Genomic DNA, 23673 nt, shown 5'->3' with positions numbered 1-23673 from the left:
CCAAAATAGAAGTACTATTTAATTCATGGTATAGAGAATGTTTTTTCGGTGTGTTTGAAACAATATACGGTTGTAATGACTTTATATTTGATTAGGATGGGATTGAGTAAGGCATTAAAAAAGCAAAGATGTAAATGCAATATGCTTTTGAAGCAAAGGCGAAACTCTAAAAAGATAAAAGTAAATTTAATTAAATTGCAACAAGAGCCTTTTTGTTTTTAATACAACATTTTTAAAGGGTACTGTAACTATTGTTAATGCATCTCACGTACTTACAATTATGGTTGCGTTAATGTTTTCTGTGACTTTAATTAGGTGTTCTAAGTTTAAATTATCTGTAAATCAGCAATCATTGCAGCTATTGCAAAAGGTGTAATAACACCAGGTCTAGCCAAGGCATATTTAGGTTTTGAATTCCTAAGATATTGGATAATACATTTAGGCTTACTTCTTGTTATCTTTTATGTAGCAATTGTACTTAATATGCGGCCAAATTTTAAAAATGTGTTCAAATAGTTTTTGCCTTACAAGTTTACATTGTTTTTAGTAATAATTGTAAACTATATTCTAGATGCTAATTATTGCCATTTGAACGAAAAATCTAAATCCACATCTCTATTGGATTATTTTGGAGAAAGGCCATGGTATATTATAATTTGTTAAATCATAATAATCCATTATTTTTTATTGATTTATCTGCCTTTTTATCTTTCAGAGAAAAAACAAAAACAACTAATTAGCAAACAGTTGCGACATATCTTTAAAAGCCTTAAACTCTAAAGCATTTCCGGAAGGGTCATAAAAAAACATAGTAGCTTGTTCGCCAACCAAACCTTCAAATCTTACGTAAGGTTCAATAACAAATTCTATAGTCTTGCTTTTTAATTGCTCAGCAAAATTGTGAAATGTTTCCCAAGGTAAAACTACCCCAAAATGCGGTACAGGAACATCTTTTCCATCAACAGCATTAGTATGCAAGTTTTTAGTTTCTTCTTTTGGTTTATAATGAATTACTAATTGATGCCCGAAGAAATTAAAATCTACCCAATGGTCGCTACTTCGGCCTTCTTCACAACCTAAAATATCTCTGTAAAAGGCCCTACATTCAATAAGGTTATGAACGGGAATAGCTAAGTGAAAAGGTTGAATAGGTTTCATTTTAAAATGGTTTACGGTTACTTTTTTTAGGGATGTAAGTTTTTGTTGAATTACTTATAAGTTTGTTTAATTCCGCAAATTCATCTTTGGTTAACTCTCTATATTCACCAACGGGCATATCTAGTTTAATATTCATAATTCTAACTCGTTTTAAGGTTTGTACTTCGTAGTTTAAATAACTACACATACGACGAATTTGCCTGTTTAATCCTTGGGTTAAAATAATTTTGAATTTGTAAGTGCTTAATTTTTCAACCTTACATTTTTTTGTGGTTTTGTTTAAATCTGAAAGATAAATACCTCCAGACATACGGTTTACAAAAGTTTGCGAAATAGGTTTATCTACTGTAACCATATATTCTTTTTCGTGATTATTACTGGCCCGCAGAATTTTATTTACAATATCGCCATCATCGGTTAGCAGAATTAAGCCTTCACTAGGCTTGTCTAGTCTTCCAATAGGAAAAATACGTTTAGGGTACTTTATAAAATCGATAATATTGTCTTTTTCAACCGAAGTGTCTGTAGTACAAACAATGCCAACAGGTTTGTTAAAAGCTAAATAAACAAAGGTATCTTTACTGTTTTTTATTGTTTTACCATCTACAGCAACCACATCGTTTGGGGCAATTTTGGTACCCATTTCAGGTACAACACCATTTATGGTTACCCTGCCAGCATCAATTAATTTGTCTGCCTCCCTGCGGGAGCAATACCCAACTTCGCTTAAAAATTTGTTAATACGTTTTAACGGTGCTTCTGCCATACCCCAAAAATACAACTATGCATTTAAAAAGTTTAAAATATGATTGTAAACTTCTTTAGATTTTAATCCGTGGCCATACCCTTTAGTTTCTATAAGTTTGGCTTTTTTAAACTTATTGTGAATCTTTACTGCGTCATTAAAAGGTATAATTCTATCTTTTTTGTCATGGATAATAAGTCCTTCAATATTTAAATTTGAAGTAAAGTTTGAAGTTGAAAAATGTTCGGGCTGATGTTTGAATTTTTTAACGATAAGGTTTTTAATAGCGTTTGAAGTTCTTTTGCTGTATCCCATCATATTTTCGTAGTTAGTAAATATAGAGATAAAAGCATCGGGAGCACCAAGTAATATTATGCGTTCTACATTAATTGTAAAGCTGTTTAAAGCAAAGACTGTAGACATGCCGCCAACAGAATGCCCAATGATTACATTTGGTTTAAAATAGTTTGCAACCATATTAATACACTCTGAATAGAGTACGGCATTAAATTCTTTATTTCCAGAAGCACCGTGGGCAGGAGCATCTAAAGCTATTATGTTATAGTCTTTGGTACTTAATAATTCTATTAAATTCTTCCATCTAAACGCATTGCTTTCCCAACCATGTGCTAACAAAATGGTAGATCTTGTGCCGCTCCATTTGTATGTTTTTATAGTAAAGCCCGTATACTGAAAATCTTTGTGTTGCGCAGTTTTTAAAAAAACAGCTTCAGAGGCTTTAAGCTTTCCTTTTCTTGGAGTGGAAAACAGTTGTAAAGCCAATTTTGCAGCATATTTTGGGGAAAATAAGGCGATAAAATTTATAAAAGCGCCTATAATTTTAGGAATATTTTTTTCCATTTAATCTTCTCTGTTTACCAAATCCATAGAAAAAGCAGGAGTGCAAATAGCAATGTATTCGCAAACTTCGGTAAAGGGATTGGAGTATTGTACTCTTGTGTTTCTTTCAATTTTTATAGATTGACCAGCTTCTAAAATTACTGTTTCGTCTTCAATAATAAATTGTTTTTTTCCTTTAATGATAAAGGTATATTCATCAAATTCTGGGGTTTGAAAGGGTTCGCTCCAACCTGCAGGTGCAACCATATGTGCAATACTTATTTCTGAATTTTTATTGGTAGCATTACCAAAATGTTCTTTTATTACTTTTCCATCGGTAGTTGGAACTACAAAAGAGCTATTTTGAACGGTATATTTTTTTTTACTCATTTTTTTATTATTCAGACTTAAAAAACTTTAATCCTTAAAAGGTTTGCGTTTTATCATGCCGCCTTTTATATCCTTTACTATACCCATAATTAAAAATGCTCTTCGGTCTATTTTATCAATTTCAGTTTTTAGTTTAGGTAGTTCCAAGCGAGTTACTACGGTATAGATAATGTCTTTTTCAGCACTTTCTCCTTGATTTCCGTAGCCACCTTTACCTACGTAAACGGTACAGGCACGACCTAGTTTTTTGGTAAGCATGGATTTAATTTCATCATGTTTTTCAGAAATAATGGTAAGGCCTACGTATTCTTCCACACCATCAACTACAAAATCTACAGTTTTTGCAGCGGCTAAATATGTTAAAATGGCATATAATGCGGTTTCTATGGAAAGGATGTAAGCTCCAAAAGAAAAAATTATAATATTTATAATTAAAAGCACATCCCCAACAGTAACAGATAGTTTTCTGCTTAAATAAATGGCTAATACCTCGGTGCCATCAATAACACTTCTGCCTCTCATAGACATGCCAATACCTAGCCCTAAAAAGAAACCTCCAAAAATAGCAATAAGTAGTTTGTCTTCTGTAATTATAGGATATTCAACATAGTGTACTACAAAAGCTAAAAAGGCAATAGCAGCCACACTTCTAAGGGCAAATTTTACACTTACCGTTTTTGAGGCTAAAATGATAAATGGAATATTTACTAAAATTAAAAGAAAGCCTAGTTCTATTGAAGTAATGTTTTCTAGTAAAAGAGAAATACCAGTAGCGCCACCATCTATAAATTTGTTTGGAAGAAGAAAACCTTTTAGCCCAAAACCAGCTGAAAACACACCAATTATAATAAAAATATATTCGCTTACGGCGTGTGTTAACTCTACATATAATCGCCTTACAAGAGGAACAACTTCTTTTTTGCTTACGGGTGTATCAGTATGTTTTTTTTGTAGTCTTTTGCGAGCTACATCAATTAATATTTTAGATAGGAATGGATTCAAGTATTAAATTTTAGTGCCAGTTAATAAAAAAGTACTTAATTTTTGCGTTATCGGGTATGTGTGTAGCTTCAATTTGTAAATCCATGTCTAGGCGCAGGTTAGAGGGTAGTTCTTTTTTGTCTATCGTAAAACTTGCATTGAGACTTTTTACAGTTACTACAATGGAATTGATTAAATTATCAATTCGCGAAATTTTGTAATTATTATCAATATCCTTAAAGGTACTCAATTTTGAGATATTCTTATCGGTTTTGTAACGTTCATCTATAATTTGAACAGATTGTATTACCGAAGTAGAGTCTAAAGCTTCCGAAGGTTCTAGAACCAACAGTTTTTTTCCAGATTTATCTAGAATTTCAATATTATTTTTGTTTCCTGTAAACTCATCACCCCCAATATGTCTTACAATAGAATCGTTGCTAAAAATTAGTTTTAAATCTTTAACTTGGGTAGAATCGGTTAACAAGCCAACATGTTGTTTTGAAATTTCGAACGGATCTTGTGGTTTGCTGCAAGCCACACAAAAACATAACGTAGTTACTAACGAATATATAATAGTTTTATTCATGATTGTTTTACTCATGGTAATTATAATTAAGTTTGGGTATAAGTTTAAATTGTTATTTACGCATAACTTTGGTTAGAATGCCAAAAACACTTCTAATAAATGTAGCACTGGTTAGTACTTTTACCACAGGATGCATGCGTGTACTTTTGCGTCGTGTAGTTGTAGTTTTTCTTTTAGATTCTGCTTTTTTAAGCGCTTCCTTTTCTTGTCTTGCTTTTTCCTTAGCCTCTTCGGCCTCAGCTTTTTTAATTTTTTCGTTTAATAACTCATAAGCACTTTCCCTATCTATGGTTTCGTTGTACTTTTTAGCTAATTTAGATTTAGAAAGTAATGCTGCAAGTTCAATATCGGTTAATACATCCATTCTACTCATGGGTGCACGCATCATGGTTGCTGCCAAAGGTGTTGGGCGACCTTTTTCGTCTAGAGCAGAAACTAGGGCTTCCCCGATACCTAAGGAAGTTAAAACTTCTGTGGTGTCATAATATTCAGAATCTGGATAGTTCTGCGCAGTTAATTTAATAGCTTTTCTGTCTTTAGCAGTAAATACTCTTAAGGCGTGTTGTACTTTTAAGCCTAATTGCCCTAAAACTTCTTCGGGGACATCGGTTGGGTTTTGTGTAACAAAATACAAGCCTACACCTTTACTTCTTATGAGTTTAACAATACTTTCTATTTGATTTAAAAGTGCTTTTGATGCTTCGTTAAATATTAAATGTGCTTCATCTATAAACATTACCAATTCTGGTCTGCCACTATCGCCTTGTTCTGGAAATGTAGAATATATTTCAGCTAACAAACTCAACATAAAAGTTGAAAATAATTTTGGTTTATCTTGTATGTCGGTAAGCCTAATTATATTAATGTAGCCTCTGCCATTGTCATCAACACGTAATAAATCATCAACTTCAAAAGAGGTTTCTCCAAAAAATAAATCGGCACCTTGCTGTTCTAATTCTATTATTTTTCTAAGTATAGCACCAGTAGAAGCTGTTGAGATACGCCCGTAAGATTCTGTAAATTCATCTTTTCCTTCTTGGGTAGCGTATTGTAATATTTTTTTAAAATCTTTTAAATCTAGTAATGGTAATTTATTGTCATCGCAGTATTTAAAAATTACAGCAACGATACCAGATTGCGTTTCGGTTAAATCTAGAATTCTAGAAAGTAATACTGGTCCAAACTCGCTAACTGTTGCCCTTAGCCTAACACCATTTTGCTCAGACAATGTTAAAACTTCAACAGGAAATGAAGATGCATTAAAGGGTAAGCCAATTTTTTCATGTCGCTCATCAATCTTTGGGTGTCCAGGACTAGGTTGAGCTAACCCGCTTAAGTCTCCTTTTATGTCCATTAACAAAACAGGAATGCCTTTTTCGCTTAAATTTTCGGCCAATACTTGTAAAGACTTGGTTTTGCCTGTTCCCGTTGCTCCAGCAATTAAACCGTGGCGGTTCATGGTTTTTAAAGGAATTTTTACATGTGCTCCTGTAATAGTTTTGCCATCTAGCATAGCGGCACCTAGTGTTATGGCATCTCCTTTAAATGTATTACTCTCCGTTATAATTTTAGAAAAGTCTTCAGTTCTACTCATCATCAAAGTTTTGATAAAAATAGTGTAATTTTAATCAACTAGAAAATTGAATATTGATATGAAAAGCACAATATTATTCGCAATTATTATAACACTTTTATGCTCGTCTTGCGAAGAACATAAAAATACAGTTATATTTCATAAGTCTCATGAACCACAAAGGCAGAATATACCCTTTAGCGAGGTTGTTGAAACAAATAATTTACTCTTTTTATCAGGGCAGATTGGTAAAAATCATAATACTGGAATTTTAGTGGAGGGTGGTATTAAAGCAGAGACAAAACAAACAATTGAAAATATCCAGGCAATATTACAACATCATGATTCTGGGTTGGAAAACGTTGTGAAATGTACAGTTATATTAAATGATATAAATGAATTTGAGTCTTTTAATGAAGTTTATACTCAATACTTTACAAAAAAACCTGCAAGAACAACATTTGCAGCCGAAAAGTTAGCTGCGAATGCGAGTGTAGAAATCGATGTAATTGCTGTTAAGGGCACAGTTGCAAATTAAATTATCTATGCGCTTCAAAAATAACCACAATATTTTCTGTTCGGTTGGTTACATTTATAGTAAAGCCATCGGTATTAAAACTAGTTACTTCAGCAGCCGTTAACCCCAAATTGTCTCCATTTTGATTAGAATACCTAATACCTATAGCCCTAGCACTAGAGGCATATCTAGAAATGTCGTTAATAGAGTTACCGCTACCGCCTATATAAATAACTTGTTGATGTATGGTACCACCATAATTAGTGGCATACCCTTGCATAGAGCCAAAAGCGTTTTGAAATGTGTTGTTATTATTACCAACACCGTTGTCGGCATTTATATTGTAAGTTTCCACATTAGCATGTGCAGAAAATTTTATGGATGATGGTTGAAAAGGTAGTCCAGAGATGGTTTGACTACCTGTACCTGTAATAATAAATTTACCAATGTAGGTTGTAGATGCTAAAAATGCACCATTGTCTGTTCCAGAACTAATAATGTTATTAGCATCAGTACTTACGGTAGGATTATCGTTTATAGAATTCCATACAGGTGTGGTAGGATTATTCGAATTAAATTCAAACTGTTGGGTAGTAGTATTAAAAATAAGTAAACTAGTTGCGGGATTAACAATAGCATTTCGTTGTGCTGTGGTTAACCTAGGCACAAGAACACCTTTGTTTGTAGATTCCACATCTAGAATAGAAGAGTCATCTGGATTAGTTGTGCCAATACCAACTTGACAATAACAATTTATACTAATAAAAAACACCAACAGTGAGTAGGTTATTTTTTTCATTTTGAGAGGTTTGAGAGACGTTTATTAGTTTTGATTTATCGCAAACATATATAAAAATCGATGAAATACCAAAAAAATAGACGAAATACATAATATAAAAACTTATAAATGTATAGATATTATCTATGCGCTTCAAAAACTACCACAATATTTTCTGTTCGGTTGGTTACATTTATAGTAAAGCCATCGGCATTAAAACTAGTTACTTCAGCAGCTGTTAACCCTAAATTGTCTCCATTTTGGTTCGCATACCTAATACCAATGGCCCTAGCACTAGAGGCATATCTAGAAATATCGTTAATAGAATTACCATTACCGCCTATATAAATAACTTGTTGATGTATGGTACCGCCATAATTAGTGGCATACCCTTGCATAGAGCCAAAAGCATTTTGAAACGAACTATTGTTGTTTCCAACACCGTTGTCTGCATTTATATTGTAAGTTTCCACATTAGCATGTGCAGAAAATTTTATGGATGATGGTTGAAAAGGTAGTCCAGAGATGGTTTGGCTACCCGTACCAGTAATAATAAATTTACCAATATAGGTTGTAGGTGCTAAAAATGCACCATTGTCTGTTCCAGAGCTAATAATGTTATTAGCATCAGTGCTTACAGTAGCATTAGTATTTAAGGGCGTCCATAGTGGGGCAGCAGGTGTGTTGGAATTAAATTCAAATTGTTGGGTACTAGTGTTAAAAATAAGTAAACTAGTTGCGGGATCAACAATAGCATTTCGTTGTGCTGTGGTTAATCTAGGCACAAGAACACCTTTGTTTGTAGATTCCACATCTAGAATAGAAGAGTCGTCAGGATTAGTTGTACCAATGCCAACCTGTGCGTATAACAAAATGTTACTACCCAATAAAAGTAATAACACTAAGACGTTTTTTTTCATTTACAAGCAAGACTTGAGGAGGCTTACTTCAAGTACAGGGTTGCACAAAGCTAATAAATAATAGTATGAAACACAAAGTTAAAAAACCTAAATATGTATCTTTGCATGCTTATGAAAAAAGAGATACAGCAATTAGTTGATGCGGGTTTAATGTTGCCGCTTATGGAAGAATTTTACACGATACAGGGTGAAGGCTACCATAAGGGTACAGCTGCATATTTTGTACGAATAGGTGGGTGCGATGTAGGTTGCCATTGGTGTGATGTAAAAGAAAGTTGGAATGCCAATTTACACCCACCAACTGAAATCGCCAAAATTGTTGAAAATGCCAAAAAATACAGTGATACTATTGTTATTACTGGAGGGGAACCTTTAACTTGGGATATGACGGCGTTAACATCGCAACTTAAGGCCGAAGGCTTGCAAATACATATAGAAACTTCTGGGGCTTATAAATTAACGGGCATATGGGATTGGGTATGTTTATCTCCAAAAAAAATGAAACTGCCTACTAAAGAAGTTTACGATAAAGCTGATGAGCTAAAGGTTATTGTTTACAATAAAGACGATTTTCGTTTTGCAGAAGAACAAGCTTCTAAGGTTAACAAAAACTGTATTCTGTATTTACAACCAGAATGGAGTAAGCGCGATAAGGTAATCCCAGAGATTGTAGATTATGTGATGAAGCATCCTAAATGGAAAGTGTCTTTACAAACACATAAATATTTGAATATTCCTTAGTAGTAAGGTCTTTAAGATTAGAGGTGATTTAAAACTCTAAAAAGGCTGAATTATTTGCTTTTTAACTTAGAATTCAGCCTCTAGTTTTTCTTTTGTTTACTTTTTAAAAGGAACAGCAATTCTTGTGTTTCCCCATCCTAAGTGCATATGTACGCCACTTTCTGCTTCGCTAAATGTAATAGAAAACGCTTCTAAAAACTCTTCTCCAGATGTTACGGGAACAGATAAACGTGCCACATCATTTTGTTCATTGTAAAAATAAGATCCCCAAACATTTATATCGCTACTAACAATTGCAGTCCATTCTTTTTCTCCAGGAATTACGTAAAAGGTATAAGTACCAGGTTTAATATCGGTTTCGCCTAATTTCATATCGGTATAAAGCGTTAATTCTGCTGCCTCATTAGCGCCAGTTCTCCACACTTTACCGTTGGGGGCTAGTTTAGATAGTTCCCTGCCTTTTAGCATAGGTCTGCTGTATACTATTTTTATTAATTTATCAGAAACCTTATAGTCTCTTGGAAATGCTGCAGCATCCATGGGGCTTTTGTCTAATTCTGAAAATTTTTGAGCGTTCATGTTCATGCTTAGTAGCATTATTAAAGCAAGGGCAATAGTTGAATAGATTGATGATTTTTTCATAATTATTTTTTTATTTCGGTTAAAATTAAGGTAGAATATTCTTAAAGTTTTGGTAAAAGTCGTTTTTCTTTGTTAAAGTTTACAAATATTCAACACTTTTTAATAGATTTTTGGTTGTAACAAGTCAGTTTGTGTTTTTATATCTAAATTTATGTGCTGTATTGTTTTATACAAATGATGAGGTTGTTTAATGGGAATTATTAGGTAAGGTATGAAAAAACTGAAATTATTAAAATTTGGAAGGGACTTTAAACCAGATGATAAGGTTATTTTAAGGGATTATTTGGCTATAGAGCGTACACGTTTGGCAAACGAACGAACACTTTTATCATACATAAGATCCTCCTTATATTTGCTTCTAGGTAGTATCGCATTTTTTCAACTAAAAGACGTTCCTAATTTTCAATATTTAGCATTTGCTGCATTGCTATTTAGCGTTATATTTTTCTTAATAGGTATTTATCGATTTACGGTACTTAAGCGAAGTTTAAAACGGTTGTATTACATGTCTGAAGATATTGAAAATAGCCATTAAAACAGATTATTTTTATTGTAAAGCTGTTTTATTTTCATGTAGAATTTTATTGTTATTTCTAAGCCTGAAGCTAAATTAAACCATATCGTTTTTTTGAATTAAAAAACCACCTTGCTTTCACAAAGTGGTTTTTAAAAGTGCTATTAACATTCTTATTAAACCCAGTCTCAAATTGGTTTATAAGTGCGTTACATGGCGGCTTTATAAATTGCAATGGTGTCTTCTAGTGTAACTTCTCTTGGGTTTCCATCAGTACAAACATCTGCTAAAGCATTTTTTGCCATTTCTTCAAAATCTTCTTCTTTTACTCCAAGTTCTCTTAAACCTGAAGGAATGCCAACCGATTTGGATAGTGCTTTTATAGCTTCAATTGCAGCATTGGCACCTTGAGTATCGCTCATTTCTAAAACTCCAACTCCCATGGCTCTAGCCACTTTTTTAAGTTTGTGCGCACAAGCAGGAATATTAAATTGTTCAACATGAGGTAGTAAAATGGCGTTGGCCACACCGTGTGGTAGATCGTACATGCCTCCTAGTTGATGCGCCATAGAATGTACATAGCCCAAGCCAGCATTAGAGAATGCTTGTCCTGCTATAAATTGTCCCCAAGCCATTTTACTTCTGGCTTCTAGGTCTTGACCATCTACAACTGCCTTTTCTAAACTTTGCGAAATTAGCTTAATGGCTTCTAAAGCTAAAGCATCAGACCATCCAAAGGCGCCCTTTGTAACATAGGTTTCTATGGCATGCGTTAAGGCATCCATTCCTGTTGCAGCAGTAAGCGCGGGAGGCTTACCCAACATTAGTTTTGGATCGTTTACTGCAATTTGTACTAAACAGTTTTTGTCTACCATTACCATTTTTATGTGGCGTTCTTCATCTGTTATAACATAGTTAATGGTAACCTCACTAGCTGTTCCTGCTGTAGTATTTATGGCAATAATTGGTAATGAAGCATGTTTTGATAGATGGATGCCTTCGTAGTCTCCAATATCACCACCATTAGTAGCTAGAATACCTATGGCTTTTCCACAATCTTGTGGTGAACCGCCGCCAAGGGTTATAATAAAATCGCAATTATTTTCTTTTAATAATTCTAAACCATCGTTAACATTTTTAACCGTAGGGTTTGGGTGTACATCATCAAACACTACAGCTTCTATATTAGCAGATTTTATAACATCTAATACGGTTTGGGCAACGCCTATTTGCACTAAAACTTTATCTGTAACAAATAGTGCTTTTTTATAAGGGAGAGTTTTAAGTTCTTCTCCTAAATCATCTAATGCGCCTGGACCTATTAAGCTTAAAGGTGGTAAGTATATTCTTCTGTTTTGTAACATTTTGCAAGTATTAAAAGGTGGTTTAATATTTAATTTATATATGTACAAAACACTAAAAATTTTCCTTCTTTTTTTATGATTTTTATCACTTTACATAAAGTGCTACCCCTTTATAATTTTTAGAATGTGTAGAATATTTTTTTTAATGCGATGTTTTTTAAATTAATAGCGGGTTATTATTGGTAAGGGTGTGATAATTTTAAGTAATATGTTAAAAAAATGATATAATAAAAAAACCACCTTGTTTTCACAAAGTGGTTTTATATATAATAAATTGCTGAAACATAACAGCGTGTCAACTATTTTATCATATCATAGCTACGTTTAATAAAGTTTGTGAGTTCTTCGCCTTTAAGTAAACCTTGAGACAAACGGGCCAAATCTAAACTTTGGTTAATTAAGCGCTCTTGTTTCTTCTTGGTTTTTGTGTTTAAAATTTCACTTACTAAATCAGAATTGGTATTAACAACCAAGTTGTACATTTCTGGCATATTACCCATGCCAAACATACCGCCACCGCCAGTTTGCTGCATTTCTTTCATACGGCGCATAAACTCTGGTTGCGTGATAATAAACGGATTTGCGTTACTATCCATAGCTTCTAGTTGTACCATGAATTTTTCAGAAGGAATTACCTCTTTCAACAATTCATCTAAGGCTTTCTTTTGGTCGTCGTCTAACTTAGAAATTTTAGTGTCGTCTTTCTTAATTAAATTGTCAATATGATCACCATCTACACGAGCAAATGAAATATTTTCCTTAGTGGTTTCTAACTTCTGTATTAGGTGCGATACAATAGGAGAATCTAATAACAACACTTCGTAATCTTTAGCTTTTGCAGCTTCAATATAACTGTGTTGCGCATCCTTATCAGACGCATAAAGAATTACTAATTTATCATCTTTATCCGTTTGATTCGCTTTTATTTTATCGTATAGTTCTTGGTAGGTATAATACTTGCCGTCAACTGTTGGATATAAAGCAAAGGCATCAGCTTTTTCAAAGAATTTTTCTTCTGAAAGCATACCATATTCAATTACAATTTTAATGTCGTTCCATTTAGATTCAAAATCCTCACGGTTATTGTTAAATAAAGATTTTAGTTTATCGGCAACTTTTCTAGTAATATAAGATGAAATCTTTTTAACTGCACCATCGGCTTGTAAATACGAACGCGATACATTTAATGGAATGTCTGGTGAATCAATTACACCACGAAGCATTGTTAAAAACTCTGGAACAATACCTTCAACATTATCGGTTACAAAAACTTGGTTTTGATACAGTTGAATTTTGTCTTTCTGAATTTGCATATCGTTCGACATCTTAGGGAAATATAAAATCCCTGTTAAGTTGAACGGATAATCTACATTTAAGTGAATGTGGAATAATGGTTCTTCAAACTGCATTGGGTACAGTTCTCTGTAAAAATTACTGTAATCTTCATCCTTTAAATCTGTTGGTTGTTTGGTCCAAGCCGGATTTGGATTATTGATAATATCGTCTACGGTAATTTTACGATGAGGTTCTGTAGTTTCCTTACCGTCTTTATCTTTTGTGGTTTTTGGCTCGTGCTCTGGGTCGTTTATTTCCTTAGTTCCAAACTTAATTGGAATGGGCATAAACTTATTGTATTTAGTTAGTAGTTCTCGTATTCTAGCTTCTTCTAAAAACTCTTCTTCACCTTCGGAGATGTGTAGAATAATTTCTGTACCTCGTTCTTGCTTATCTGCTTTTTCTAGAGTGAACTCAGGCGAACCATCGCATATCCAATGTGCTGCAGGTTCATCTTTATAAGATTTGGTGATAATTTCAACTTTATCAGCTACCATAAATGCCGAATAGAAACCTAGACCAAAATGCCCAATAATACCAGCGTCTTTGGCGGAATCTTTATACTTATCTAAAAATTCCTCAGCACCAGAAAAAGCTACTTGGTTAATGTATTTTTCAACCTCTTCGGCTGTCATCCCTAAACCTTGGTCTATGATATGAAGTTTTTTGCCATCCTTGTCAATTTTAACTTCAATTAGAGGGTTGCCATACTCAACTTTTGCTTCGCCAACATTAGTTAAGTGTTTTAGCTTTAGTGTAGCATCAGTAGCATTACTAATTAGCTCGCGTAAAAAGATTTCGTGGTCGCTGTATAAGAATTTTTTAATTAACGGAAAGATATTTTCTACCGATACATTAATATTTCCTTTTGTCATGATATATCTGTTTTATTCAATGTATTATTTCGTTTCTGCATAAGACAAAAAAAGTACCAAGTGTTGAAATATGACAAACTGGCATTAAAGATTTGCAATTTTAGATTAACGATTCTCAATTTTTGAAATTGGTTTTTTGGAATTTAGTATTTTGGAATTTGATGTTTGATACTATTATTTTGTATTTTGGTTTACACAAAAACAAGTTTATATGTATAATTCTAGAATAATAGGTCTTGGAAAATACCTGCCAGATAACGTGGTAACGAACGACGACCTATCTAAAATGATGGATACCAATGATGAATGGATTCAAGAACGCACGGGTATAAAAGAACGCCGGTGGATTAAGGAAGGCTCTGAAGATACATCGGCAATTATGGGAGCAAAAGCTGCAAGAATTGCCATAGAGCGTTCTGGGTTAACAAAAGACGATATTGATTTTATTGTCTTTGCTACCTTAAGTCCAGATTATTATTTTCCTGGTTGTGGTGTGCAAATTCAAGATATGCTAGATATGCCAACTGTAGGTGCGCTAGATGTAAGAAACCAGTGTTCTGGCTTTGTATATGCAATTGCTGTTGCAGACCAATTTATAAAAACTGGGATGTATAAAAATATTTTGGTTATAGGCGCAGAATACCATAGTAACGGGCTAGATAAAACCACTAGAGGAAGAGGTGTTACTGTTATTTTTGGAGATGGTGCGGGTGCATGCGTACTATCTAGAGCGGAAGATAACTCTAAAGGAATTTTGTCTACACATTTACATAGTGAAGGTAAATATGCCGACAAATTAATTGTAAAAGGGCCAAGTATAGCACATTGGGTTCCAGAAATTTTGGCCTCTAAGGAAGAGGATCTATCATACTTTCCATATATGGATGGTACATTTGTTTTTAAGCATGCCGTGGTGCGTTTTAGTGAAGTTATTATGGAAGGATTGATGAAAAATGGCTTGCAGAAAGAGAATATAGATATGCTAATTCCGCATCAAGCTAATTTACGAATTGCCCAATTTATACAAAATAAGTTTGGGTTAAGAGACGACCAAGTGTTTAATAACATACAAAAATACGGCAATACCACTGCGGCTTCTGTAATTATAGCGTTAACAGAAGCATGGGAAGAAGATAAAATAAAGGAGGGCGATACCGTTGTGTTGGCTGCTTTTGGAAGTGGTTTTACATGGGGTAGCGTTATTATGAAATGGTAACTTATGCCTCTATTACTCGTTAATAGTTTTTAATGAGGTTTTCTGAAATTTGAGTAGATTTTGACGTTGAAACGGGTAATGCCTAAAATTAGAGAGCACTTATAAGCTATACCCAAAAGCAAATAGGAATTTAGTCTTTTCGTTTGTTTTCTATACGCTTTTTTTGAAAATTAATCGAACTTACTGTTGTTTTCTCTTATTAAAAAAGCATACAACAGGCTATAATTTTATAAAACATAAGTTTGAGAAATTCTTCCATGTAAAGGGTTTGAAAACAAAAATCCGAAACCAGTATTTAAATACAGTTTCGGATTTTTTTAATGCTATTAATCAACTAGTTTCAATTAACACAAATTTTGAAAAGAGAAGCTCTTATTACTCAGTTAGATGATAATAGCAAAATACATATGTTTAATTTCGGTATTTTCATCCAGTTCATACGAAAATAAAACTCGAAACTTTTTAATTCCGAGTTTTAATGTGCCTAGGCACATTAACCGTTTTAATCTATTGTTTTAAAAGCGACTAACTCAAATAATTGCTAAATACGGTTTTTGGTTATCACATAACGTTTTAGATGAAATTTTAGTATAATTAATTTCTAATTTTAACATTTTTAACAAATTAGCCAAAAAAGCAAACCCCAAAAGTTTAAGCTTTTGGGGTTCTATTTAATAATCTAAATATAACACTAACCATCAACTATTATCAGATTATTAAAATGGTTTTAAAAGAAGCCTCCGCTTCCTTCTTTAGTATTATCGTCTCTTTGTTTTCGTCTAAGCGCTCTATATTTTCCTCCGCCAAATCGGTATGATAATGCAATATTCCATGTGTTGCTTTCCCAGTTAAATTGTCCTACACTAGGAAAAGGTGTATCGCCTTCAAACTCAAATTGCATGGTGTTAAGTATGTCGCTGTAGTTAAAACTAAATGTTGCGCGTTGCTCTTCTAAAAACGAATAACGCATCCCAGTATTTAGCATAAACATTGGTTTTCTAATAAACTGAACCCCTTTTTCTTCACCACGATACATTGCAAATAACGAAAAACTTAATTTTTTAGTGGCTTTAAAATTGTTAAATAATCTTAAATTCCAAACTAGGTTGTCTACTTTAACAGTTTGTGCTATAATATCGTCTTCGGTAGCATTTGCTAAGTCGTTTGTTTCAATTGTTTCTGTAACGCCTTGTTGTTCTTGTGAATATAAATCAAAGCTACCATTTAGGCTCCACCATTTAGTGGGGCTGTAATTGCTGGATAGCTCAATGCCGTATGCAGTAGTATTATCAAAATTGTCGTATGTTAAAATGGTGTTTCCTGCAGGAATATTTGTTCTGTCTATACGTACAAATCTATTAATATTGTCTTCAATTAGCCTAAAGAATACTCCGCCAGTTATACTTCCCTTTTTTAATTTACGAGTATAATTTAGCTCTACCGAATTTGTAAATTGTGGCAATAGTTGAGGGTTTCCAAAGGAGGACACTCTTGGGGTGCTCCATTCCCTAATTGGGTTTACTTGCTGTAAACCTGGTCTGTCTACACGACGACTTGCACTAAATTGGTAGGTGTTTTTTTCTGTAGATTTATAGCTGATAAAAACAGAGGGGTATACTTGAAAATAATCGTTTTCAAACGGTATAAACTCTGAGGTGCCATTGGCAAAAAACTGTGTGGCATCGGCGTTTTCACTTACCTGTTCTAAACGTGCCCCAATTTGGTAGCTCCATTTTTCTAATGTTTTCCCTAAAGTAGCATAGGCTGAGTAAATATCTCTACTATATGTAAAATCTGTACTTGGTGTTGGTATTATGTTGCCTTGAGCATCAAAAGTTTGTCCGCTAGACGTGTAATCGATATCTGAATTAAACAAACGTGCCTCTATACCAACTTCAAGTTTTGTTTTTTCGTTAATGGGTTTTACATAATCTGCATTAACCGTGGTTTGGTCTCTTTGCGTGTTTACATTATCTACGTAGTTGGGTGGAAAGCTAAAGTTTACAAAATCAAAATTTGCAACCTCGTCATTTTTAAAATCATTAAAATCAAATTCTACATCTAATGTTTCGTCTTCATCTTCATTAAAAATATGTTTGTAGGCTATGTTATATTGGCTGGAAAGATTATCGGATATATTTTGGAACAGCTGGCTTTGGTTAAAGCCTGGAAACGTAATAAATGTATCGCCAAAACCTTTGCCGCTAAATGTATTTTGGTTTGTAAATGCTGAAATGGTGTTTTTATCATTTAAATAAAAATCTACACCAAATTTGTATAAATGCGAGTTGTTATTGTTGTTAAAAATAAAATCTTGACGCGAATCGTCATCTAGTCTATCTATATATCCAAAGTTGTCGTATTTTCCAATATTGTTACCATAATTGCCATAAAAATTCAATTTTCCGTTACGGTAATTCATGTCAACCGAACTATTAAATTTTGCAAAAATCTCTTTGGTAAGCCCAACGTTTAGATTACCATTAAACCCAAGCTTTGTGTTTTTGTGTAATTTAATATTAATAATACCACTCATGCCTTCGGGATTATATTTAGCCGAAGGATTGGTAATAAGCTCAATAGATTTTATGGCAGTAGATGGAATTTGTCTTAACAATTGCGCTACAGGTACGTTGCTTAATTTGCCATCTACCATTACACGCACATTTTCGTTGCCCCTTAAGCTAATATTGCCTGTTTGTTGGTCTACATTTACCGAGGGTAAATTATTCATAATATCGCTGGCAGTAGCGCCAGCTGTGGTAAGGTCTTTGCCTATGGTAATTACTTTTCTATCTACTTTTTGCTGTATTGTAGATACTTCGGCAACAACGGTAACAGCCTCTAAACTTTCGGCTTCTTCTTCTAGATAAATGTTACCTATATTTACGTTGTAATTGCCTTTTTTAAGCACTATAGTTTTGTTAAATGTTTTGTAGCCTATATATTGTATACTTACGGTAACACTGCCTTCTTCAATTTTTTCAATTTTAAAACTACCGTCGTCTAAGGTAATTCCGCCAGTTAGCGTTTTTCCTTTAGTATCTTTAATAATAACATTTACATAAGGTAAGGGTTGTTTAAGTTTAGCGTCTAAAACTTTTCCAAATACGGTGCCTTTTTTGGCATTGTTTGGTTCGGGCGTGTTGGCATAAGCAGAAAGCGAAAAAAAAGCAAACAAAAGAATGCTTAATGAAATAAAATGTTTCATTTGGATTGATTAGTTTTGATTGATGATTGTTTATAGTTATCATAGAGACGCCGCTTTCTAAATTATGTTACTGTTTTTAACAAAATTTTAATTTTTTTAACATTATGAATAAAAAAACTCTGGTGTTTGGTGCATCTTTAAAACCTAATAGATATTCTAACTACGCTATTAAACGTTTGGTAACAAGCCGTGTAGAAACAGTGGCTTTTGGATTAAAACAGGGTGAAGTTTCAGGTGTTTCTATCGATACTGAATTGATAGATTATAAAGCGATACATACTGTTACCCTATACCTTAACCCTAACCGACAAAAAGCGTATTATAACTACATCGTTTCATTACAACCCAAACGTGTTATTTTTAATCCAGGAACTGAAAATCCTGAATTTTATAATATTTTAAAGGAAAATAATATTGCTTTTGAAGCAGCCTGTACTTTAGTGCTGCTTTCTACGAATCAGTACTAAGCCCAAAAATGTAATTAGCCCATTTAAGGGGAGAATTTCCCAATGGAACTGATATTTTCCAATAACACTCTCGGGAAGTGAAGTAATGGCAAAACTTATAATTATAGAAAGTAGTGCCACTATCCACGCATAGTTGTCTTTAATTTGGTATTTTGTTAAAATACCAAAAGCGAACAACCCTAGTAATGGGCCGTAGGTAAAGGTTGCGAATTTAAAAAGATTGCTTACCACATTGCCTTCTAAGTAATTAAAAATAATAACCACAATTATAAGCAGTAGCGATACGCCTACGTGTACTTTTTTGCGCAAAGGTTTTTGGGCTTCCTTTGGTTTGTTGTGAATATTTAAAAAATCTACTGAAAACGATGTGGTTAGCGATGTTAAGGCGCTATCTGCGCTAGAATATGCCGCTGCAATTAGTCCAATTATAAATGTAATAGCCAGAGCATTACCAAACCCTTGGTTCATGGCAATTTCAGGGAATAATAAATCTGTTCTGGTTCTTCCATCTACAACAGGAATATCTAAACCAAATTTGTCGGCGTAAATAAATAGTAAAGCTCCAAGCGATAGAAAAATAAAGTTAACCACAACCAAAAGGCTGGCCATGGCAAACATGTTTTTTTGTGATTCTCTATTATTTTTACATGTTAAGTTTTTTTGCATCATATCTTGGTCCAGACCAGTCATGGCAATAGCAATAAAAATACCTCCAATAAAATACTTCCAAAAATAGGTGGCAGCATAAGGGTCATCAAAAAAGAAGATTTTACTTTTCTGTGAAAATGCTTCAGACTTTATAGCTTCAATAAAAGACCAATTTAATCTTTCGTTTATTAAGTAAATACCCACCAATACAGCGGTTAACATTGCTAAGGTTTGCAGAGTATCTGTCCAAATAATAGTTTTTATACCGCCTCGGTTGGTGTACAGCCATATAAGTAAAATAGAAATAACCACGGTTGTCCAAAACGGTACTCCAATGCGTTCAAAAACAATATATTGCATTGCTAGGGCAACCAAAAATAATCTAAACGAAGCGCCTGTAACTCTAGATAATAAAAAGAAAAACGCCCCTGTTTTATAGCTTACGGTACCAAAGCGCTGTTCTAAGTATTCATAAATAGAAGTTACATTCAATCTATAATACAATGGCAGTAAAATTGTTAAAATAAATATGTAGCCTACAAAAAAACCAAATACTCCTTGCATATAGGCAAATTGCTGCCCGCCAATCATTCCAGGGACCGAAATAAAAGTAACCCCAGAAAGTGATGCGCCTATCATTCCAAAAGCAACCAAATACCAAGGCGCCGATTTATTCGCTTTAAAAAAAGCTTCGTTAGAGTCTTCTTTTCCTGTGAAATAAGAAATTAAAATTAATATAACAAAGTAAGCTGCAACAAGCAGTAAGATTTGTGTGGCACTCATAAAAAGTTAAGTTTCAAGTTTTCAAAATACAACTATTAATTTAAAACAAGATTTTTTTGGTATCTCATAAGGTTGTTTTGCTTTGAAAATAGGTCCTCCAAAAAAAAACAAATGTAATACGCAGTTTTTTAATTGAGAAGTTTAAAATTAGTGAAATTGATGTGTAAATAGTATTTTCGCAGTTATGGAGTTTTCTTCGAAATTGTTAGAGAATGCAGTAAGCGAAATGTCGCAGTTGCCAGGAATTGGTAAACGCACAGCGTTGCGCTTGGTGTTGCATATGTTAAGGCAGCCAAAGGAGCAAACCAATACGTTGTCTCAAGCTTTAGTGCAAATGAGAACAAATATTAAATTTTGCAAATCTTGCAATAATATTAGCGATGTAGATATTTGCGAAATATGTGCGAACCCCAACAGGGATAAATCTATAATTTGTGTTGTAGAAGATGTAAGAGATGTTATGGCTATAGAAAACACAAGTTTTTTTAAAGGGCACTACCATGTTTTAGGTGGTAAAATATCGCCCATAGATGGCATAGGCCCCCACGACTTAAATATTAATAGCCTGGTAGAAAAAGTGAAATCTGGCGATGTGTCAGAAATCATATTTGCTTTAAGTTCTACTATGGAGGGCGATACTACAAATTTTTATATTTTTAAACAGATTCAAGACTATAATATTACAACATCTACTATAGCTCGGGGTATTTCAATTGGTGATGAACTCGAATACACAGATGAGGTTACTTTAGGCAGGAGCATAGTTAATCGTGTTCCGTTTGAATCTTCTCTCAAGCTCTAATTAATTATTTGAAACTCTCTATAGTCATACTAAATTATAATGTGCGTTACTTTTTAGAACTCTGTTTAAAAAGTGTACTTGCTGCTATTGAAGCTATTGAAGCCGAAATAATTGTTGTAGACAATAATTCTGAAGACGATAGCTGTAGTATGGTTAAACAGTTGTTTCCAGATGTAAAACTGATTGAAAACAAAGATAATTTTGGGTTTTCAAAAGGTAATAATATTGGTGTGGCTCATGCTAAAGGCGAGTACTTGTGCATCTTAAACCCAGATACCGTTGTAGCAGAAGATACATTTGCAAAACTTTTGGCTTTTTGTGAAGGTAAAAAAGGCATGGGAGCTGTTGGTTGTAAGCTTATTAATGGCATGGGGGAGTTTTTGCCCGAAAGCAAGCGAAATATACCTTATATAAAAGCAGCTTTTAAAAAGCTTTTTGGCGATCCATCACAATATTATTCGAATTTGCATGAGGATAATACTGGTGAAATAGATGTATTGGTTGGAGCCTTTATGTTTTTAAAAAAAGATGTCTACAACGCTGTGGGTGGGCTTGATGAAGATTATTTTATGTATGGTGAAGATATAGATTTATCATATAAAATTTTAAAAGCAGGTTATAAAAATTATTATTGTGGCGATGTGGTAGCAATTCATTACAAAGGTGAAAGCACGCTAAGGGATAAGCACTATGCACGCCGTTTTTACGGCGCAATGCAGATTTTTTATAAAAAGCATTTTAAAAGGAATTTGTTGTTTGATATGTTTGTTAGCTTTGGGATTAGAACAGTCTATTTCTTTAGAAAAGTACAACGAGAAAAAAAGAAATCTGTTTTTCAGTATGTGTTGATATCTAACGCGCATTATGAAAACTTAGATAAAGTATTGCCAAAAATACTGGTACAAAAGAATAAAATAGATAATTTTGAGGTAGAAACCGAGGTAATTTTAGATGCTAATTTTTTAAATCACAAAGAAATTATTAGTATCATGCATAAATACTCGGGCTCAAAAAAATGGACTTATAAAATATTACCAAAAAACGCTAACTTTATTTTAGGGAGCGATAACGCTATAAGTAGAGGTGAAGTGATGCGTTTTTAAGTTCTTTTGTTATTAATAATTTAACAAAACTGCATATTTTTAATTAATTTTGCAATTGAAATAAAAAATAAAGGCTTTAATTTAAAGAAATGGCAAAGTTTGAATTAACATTACCGAAAATGGGGGAGAGTGTTGCAGAAGCAACCATAACGTCTTGGTTAAAGGAAGTTGGAGATACTATTGAGTTAGATGAGGCAGTTCTGGAAATTGCTACTGATAAAGTAGATAGCGAAGTGCCAAGTGAGGTTGAGGGTGTTTTAGTGGAACGACGATTTGAAGTAGACGATGTGGTACAAGTAGGACAGGTATTGGCAGTTATTGAAACTGAAGGCGATGATATACCAGCTTCTGATACAACTGAAGCGCTTGTTGACGATGCCCCTGAAGAAGAAGTCGTTAACGAACTTACACAGCGTGTTGAAAAGGCACAAACTGAAGTTAGTGCAACTGCGCCAACCCTATCTAGCAACGAACGTTTTTATTCACCTTTGGTTAAAAATATAGCCAAACAGGAAGGGATTTCCCAACAGGAATTAGATGCTATTTCAGGAACAGGAAAAGAAGGAAGGGTAACCAAGAACGATATTTTAGCTTACATAGAAAATAAGGAAAAAGCTCAGGCTAAAGGGGCAGCGCCTAAAAAAGAAGTAGTGGCGCCTGTAGCAGCCAAAACAACTCCTAATACACCAAAAGTAGAACAAAAACCTGTTGTTACTAGTGGTGAGGATGAAATTATAGAGATGACTCGTATGGGGAAACTTATTTCCCAGCACATGATGGATTCTTTACAAACCTCTGCACATGTACAAAGTTTTATAGAGGCCGATGTTACAAAAATTTGGAATTGGCGTAAAAAAGTAAAAGATACTTTTGAAAAACGTGAAGGCGAAAAGCTAACATTTACGCCTATTTTTATGGAAGCTATCGCAAAGGCCTTACGCGATTACCCAATGTTAAATATTTCTGCTGATGGTGATAAAATCATTAAAAAGAAACATATAAATCTTGGTATGGCCACTGCATTACCTGATGGTAATTTAATAGTTCCAGTAATAAAAAATGCCGACCAATTAAATTTAGTAGGTATTACAAAGCAGGTAAATAATTTAGCAAATCGTGCCAGAACCAACCAATTAAAACCAGATGACATTAAAGACGGTACATACACAGTAACCAATGTAGGGTCTTTTGGAAGCATCATGGGGACGCCAATTATAAACCAGCCACAAGTTGGTATTTTAGCTTTGGGAGCCATACGTAAAGTACCAGCTGTTATAGAAACTGCAGAAGGCGATTTTATAGGTATTCGTTACCGTATGTTTTTGTCGCATTCTTACGATCATAGGGTTGTAAATGGTGCTCTTGGTGGCTTGTTTGTTAAGGCTGTTAAAGACTACCTAGAGGCTTGGGATAGTAATAGAGAAATATAAAAAAGATTAAAATAAATTGAAGCCCGACCTAAAACGGTTGGGTTTTTTTAT

General features: G+C 33.7%; 22 protein-coding genes and 1 pseudogene. 9 read left to right on the top strand and 14 right to left on the bottom strand.

The annotated features are described in order from the left end of the window. The first annotated feature begins 330 nt into the window (after positions 1-330). Positions 331-663, top strand: a pseudogene (locus CLV33_RS17865) (TMEM164 family acyltransferase). A 69-nt stretch (positions 664-732) separates the two neighbouring features. Here CLV33_RS17865 and CLV33_RS14230 read toward each other — a convergent pair. Genes CLV33_RS14230 through CLV33_RS14200 form a run of 7 tightly spaced genes read right to left on the bottom strand, consistent with a single transcriptional unit; the run spans position 733 to position 6297 of the window. Continuing rightward, entirely contained in the window at positions 733-1158 is a 426-nt protein-coding gene (locus CLV33_RS14230; protein WP_105474469.1) for a VOC family protein, read from the bottom strand. Position 1159: 1 nt separating this feature from the next. Next, a complete protein-coding gene (gene rluF, locus CLV33_RS14225; protein ID WP_042242752.1) occupies positions 1160-1924 on the bottom strand; it encodes a 23S rRNA pseudouridine(2604) synthase RluF in 765 nt (254 codons plus the stop codon). A gap of 15 nt (positions 1925-1939) precedes the next feature. Next, positions 1940-2764, bottom strand: a complete 825-nt coding sequence (locus CLV33_RS14220; protein WP_105474468.1) for an alpha/beta hydrolase — start codon at positions 2762-2764, stop codon at positions 1940-1942. Then, a complete protein-coding gene (locus CLV33_RS14215; RefSeq protein ID WP_105474467.1) occupies positions 2765-3133 on the bottom strand; it encodes a cupin domain-containing protein in 369 nt (122 codons plus the stop codon). Positions 3134-3160: 27 nt separating this feature from the next. Beyond that, on the bottom strand, positions 3161-4135 hold the full coding sequence (locus CLV33_RS14210; RefSeq protein ID WP_105474466.1) for a YitT family protein: 975 nt from the start codon (positions 4133-4135) through the stop codon (positions 3161-3163). 10 nt (positions 4136-4145) lie between these two features. Beyond that, a complete protein-coding gene (locus CLV33_RS14205) occupies positions 4146-4718 on the bottom strand; it encodes a hypothetical protein (protein ID WP_244906439.1) in 573 nt (190 codons plus the stop codon). Positions 4719-4755: 37 nt separating this feature from the next. Further along, positions 4756-6297 (bottom strand): helicase HerA-like domain-containing protein, encoded by a 1542-nt coding sequence (locus CLV33_RS14200; protein ID WP_105474464.1) that lies wholly within the window; start codon positions 6295-6297, stop codon positions 4756-4758. Positions 6298-6355: 58 nt separating this feature from the next. On the opposite strand from CLV33_RS14200, the gene CLV33_RS14195 reads away from it, so the two are divergent. After that, entirely contained in the window at positions 6356-6814 is a 459-nt protein-coding gene (locus CLV33_RS14195) for a RidA family protein (RefSeq protein WP_105474463.1), read from the top strand. Between the two features lies 1 nt (position 6815). Here CLV33_RS14195 and CLV33_RS14190 read toward each other — a convergent pair whose 3' ends face one another. Together CLV33_RS14190 and CLV33_RS14185 are read right to left on the bottom strand one after the other, a co-directional pair. Then, positions 6816-7592, bottom strand: a complete 777-nt coding sequence (locus CLV33_RS14190) for a hypothetical protein (protein WP_105474462.1) — start codon at positions 7590-7592, stop codon at positions 6816-6818. 119 nt (positions 7593-7711) lie between these two features. Then, the gene (locus CLV33_RS14185) at positions 7712-8491 is read right to left on the bottom strand and encodes a hypothetical protein (protein ID WP_105474461.1); all 780 of its coding nucleotides are present in this window, start codon (positions 8489-8491) and stop codon (positions 7712-7714) included. 111 nt (positions 8492-8602) lie between these two features. On the opposite strand from CLV33_RS14185, the gene CLV33_RS14180 reads away from it, so the two are divergent. Beyond that, positions 8603-9232: a 7-carboxy-7-deazaguanine synthase QueE gene (locus CLV33_RS14180; protein ID WP_211297569.1), complete on the top strand. Its 630-nt coding sequence runs from the start codon at positions 8603-8605 to the stop codon at positions 9230-9232. A 96-nt stretch (positions 9233-9328) separates the two neighbouring features. Here CLV33_RS14180 and CLV33_RS14175 read toward each other — a convergent pair whose 3' ends face one another. After that, positions 9329-9874, bottom strand: a complete 546-nt coding sequence (locus tag CLV33_RS14175; RefSeq protein ID WP_105474459.1) for a DUF2911 domain-containing protein — start codon at positions 9872-9874, stop codon at positions 9329-9331. A gap of 211 nt (positions 9875-10085) precedes the next feature. Between CLV33_RS14175 and CLV33_RS14170 the strand changes: the two genes are divergently transcribed. After that, entirely contained in the window at positions 10086-10409 is a 324-nt protein-coding gene (locus CLV33_RS14170) for a DUF202 domain-containing protein (protein WP_317045186.1), read from the top strand. A 188-nt stretch (positions 10410-10597) separates the two neighbouring features. On the opposite strand, the gene CLV33_RS14165 is transcribed toward CLV33_RS14170, so the two are convergent. Both CLV33_RS14165 and htpG read right to left on the bottom strand, forming a co-directional pair. Then, on the bottom strand, positions 10598-11752 hold the full coding sequence (locus tag CLV33_RS14165) for an iron-containing alcohol dehydrogenase (protein ID WP_105474458.1): 1155 nt from the start codon (positions 11750-11752) through the stop codon (positions 10598-10600). Between the two features lie 299 nt (positions 11753-12051). Next, complete coding sequence (gene htpG, locus CLV33_RS14160; protein ID WP_105474457.1) at positions 12052-13962, bottom strand: molecular chaperone HtpG; 1911 nt, start codon at positions 13960-13962, stop codon at positions 12052-12054. Between the two features lie 211 nt (positions 13963-14173). On the opposite strand from htpG, the gene CLV33_RS14155 reads away from it, so the two are divergent. Continuing rightward, positions 14174-15178 carry a 3-oxoacyl-ACP synthase III family protein gene (locus CLV33_RS14155; RefSeq protein ID WP_105474456.1) on the top strand — a complete coding sequence of 335 codons (1005 nt, stop codon included), beginning with the start codon at positions 14174-14176 and terminating at the stop codon, positions 15176-15178. A gap of 727 nt (positions 15179-15905) precedes the next feature. Here CLV33_RS14155 and CLV33_RS14150 read toward each other — a convergent pair. After that, on the bottom strand, positions 15906-18389 hold the full coding sequence (locus CLV33_RS14150) for a TonB-dependent receptor domain-containing protein (RefSeq protein WP_105474455.1): 2484 nt from the start codon (positions 18387-18389) through the stop codon (positions 15906-15908). 104 nt (positions 18390-18493) lie between these two features. Between CLV33_RS14150 and CLV33_RS14145 the strand changes: the two genes are divergently transcribed. Beyond that, positions 18494-18856: a CoA-binding protein gene (locus CLV33_RS14145; protein WP_042247842.1), complete on the top strand. Its 363-nt coding sequence runs from the start codon at positions 18494-18496 to the stop codon at positions 18854-18856. Here CLV33_RS14145 and CLV33_RS14140 read toward each other — a convergent pair. After that, positions 18827-20287 carry a sodium:solute symporter gene (locus CLV33_RS14140; RefSeq protein WP_105474454.1) on the bottom strand — a complete coding sequence of 487 codons (1461 nt, stop codon included), beginning with the start codon at positions 20285-20287 and terminating at the stop codon, positions 18827-18829. The genes CLV33_RS14145 and CLV33_RS14140 overlap by 30 nt on opposite strands. Positions 20288-20471: 184 nt before the next feature. On the opposite strand from CLV33_RS14140, the gene recR reads away from it, so the two are divergent. From recR to CLV33_RS14125, 3 genes are all read left to right on the top strand, one after another. Further along, complete coding sequence (recR, locus tag CLV33_RS14135) at positions 20472-21089, top strand: recombination mediator RecR (protein WP_045372723.1); 618 nt, start codon at positions 20472-20474, stop codon at positions 21087-21089. Positions 21090-21097: 8 nt separating this feature from the next. Continuing rightward, positions 21098-22192, top strand: a complete 1095-nt coding sequence (locus CLV33_RS14130) for a glycosyltransferase family 2 protein (RefSeq protein ID WP_105474453.1) — start codon at positions 21098-21100, stop codon at positions 22190-22192. 89 nt (positions 22193-22281) lie between these two features. Beyond that, a complete protein-coding gene (locus CLV33_RS14125; RefSeq protein WP_105474452.1) occupies positions 22282-23622 on the top strand; it encodes a dihydrolipoamide acetyltransferase family protein in 1341 nt (446 codons plus the stop codon). Positions 23623-23673: the final 51 nt, after the last annotated feature.

Source organism: Jejuia pallidilutea (assembly GCF_002973595.1).
In the GTDB taxonomy this organism is placed as follows: domain Bacteria; phylum Bacteroidota; class Bacteroidia; order Flavobacteriales; family Flavobacteriaceae; genus Jejuia; species Jejuia pallidilutea.
Note: the sequence above shows the minus strand (reverse complement) of the source record. Positions and strands in the feature narration are given on the sequence as shown.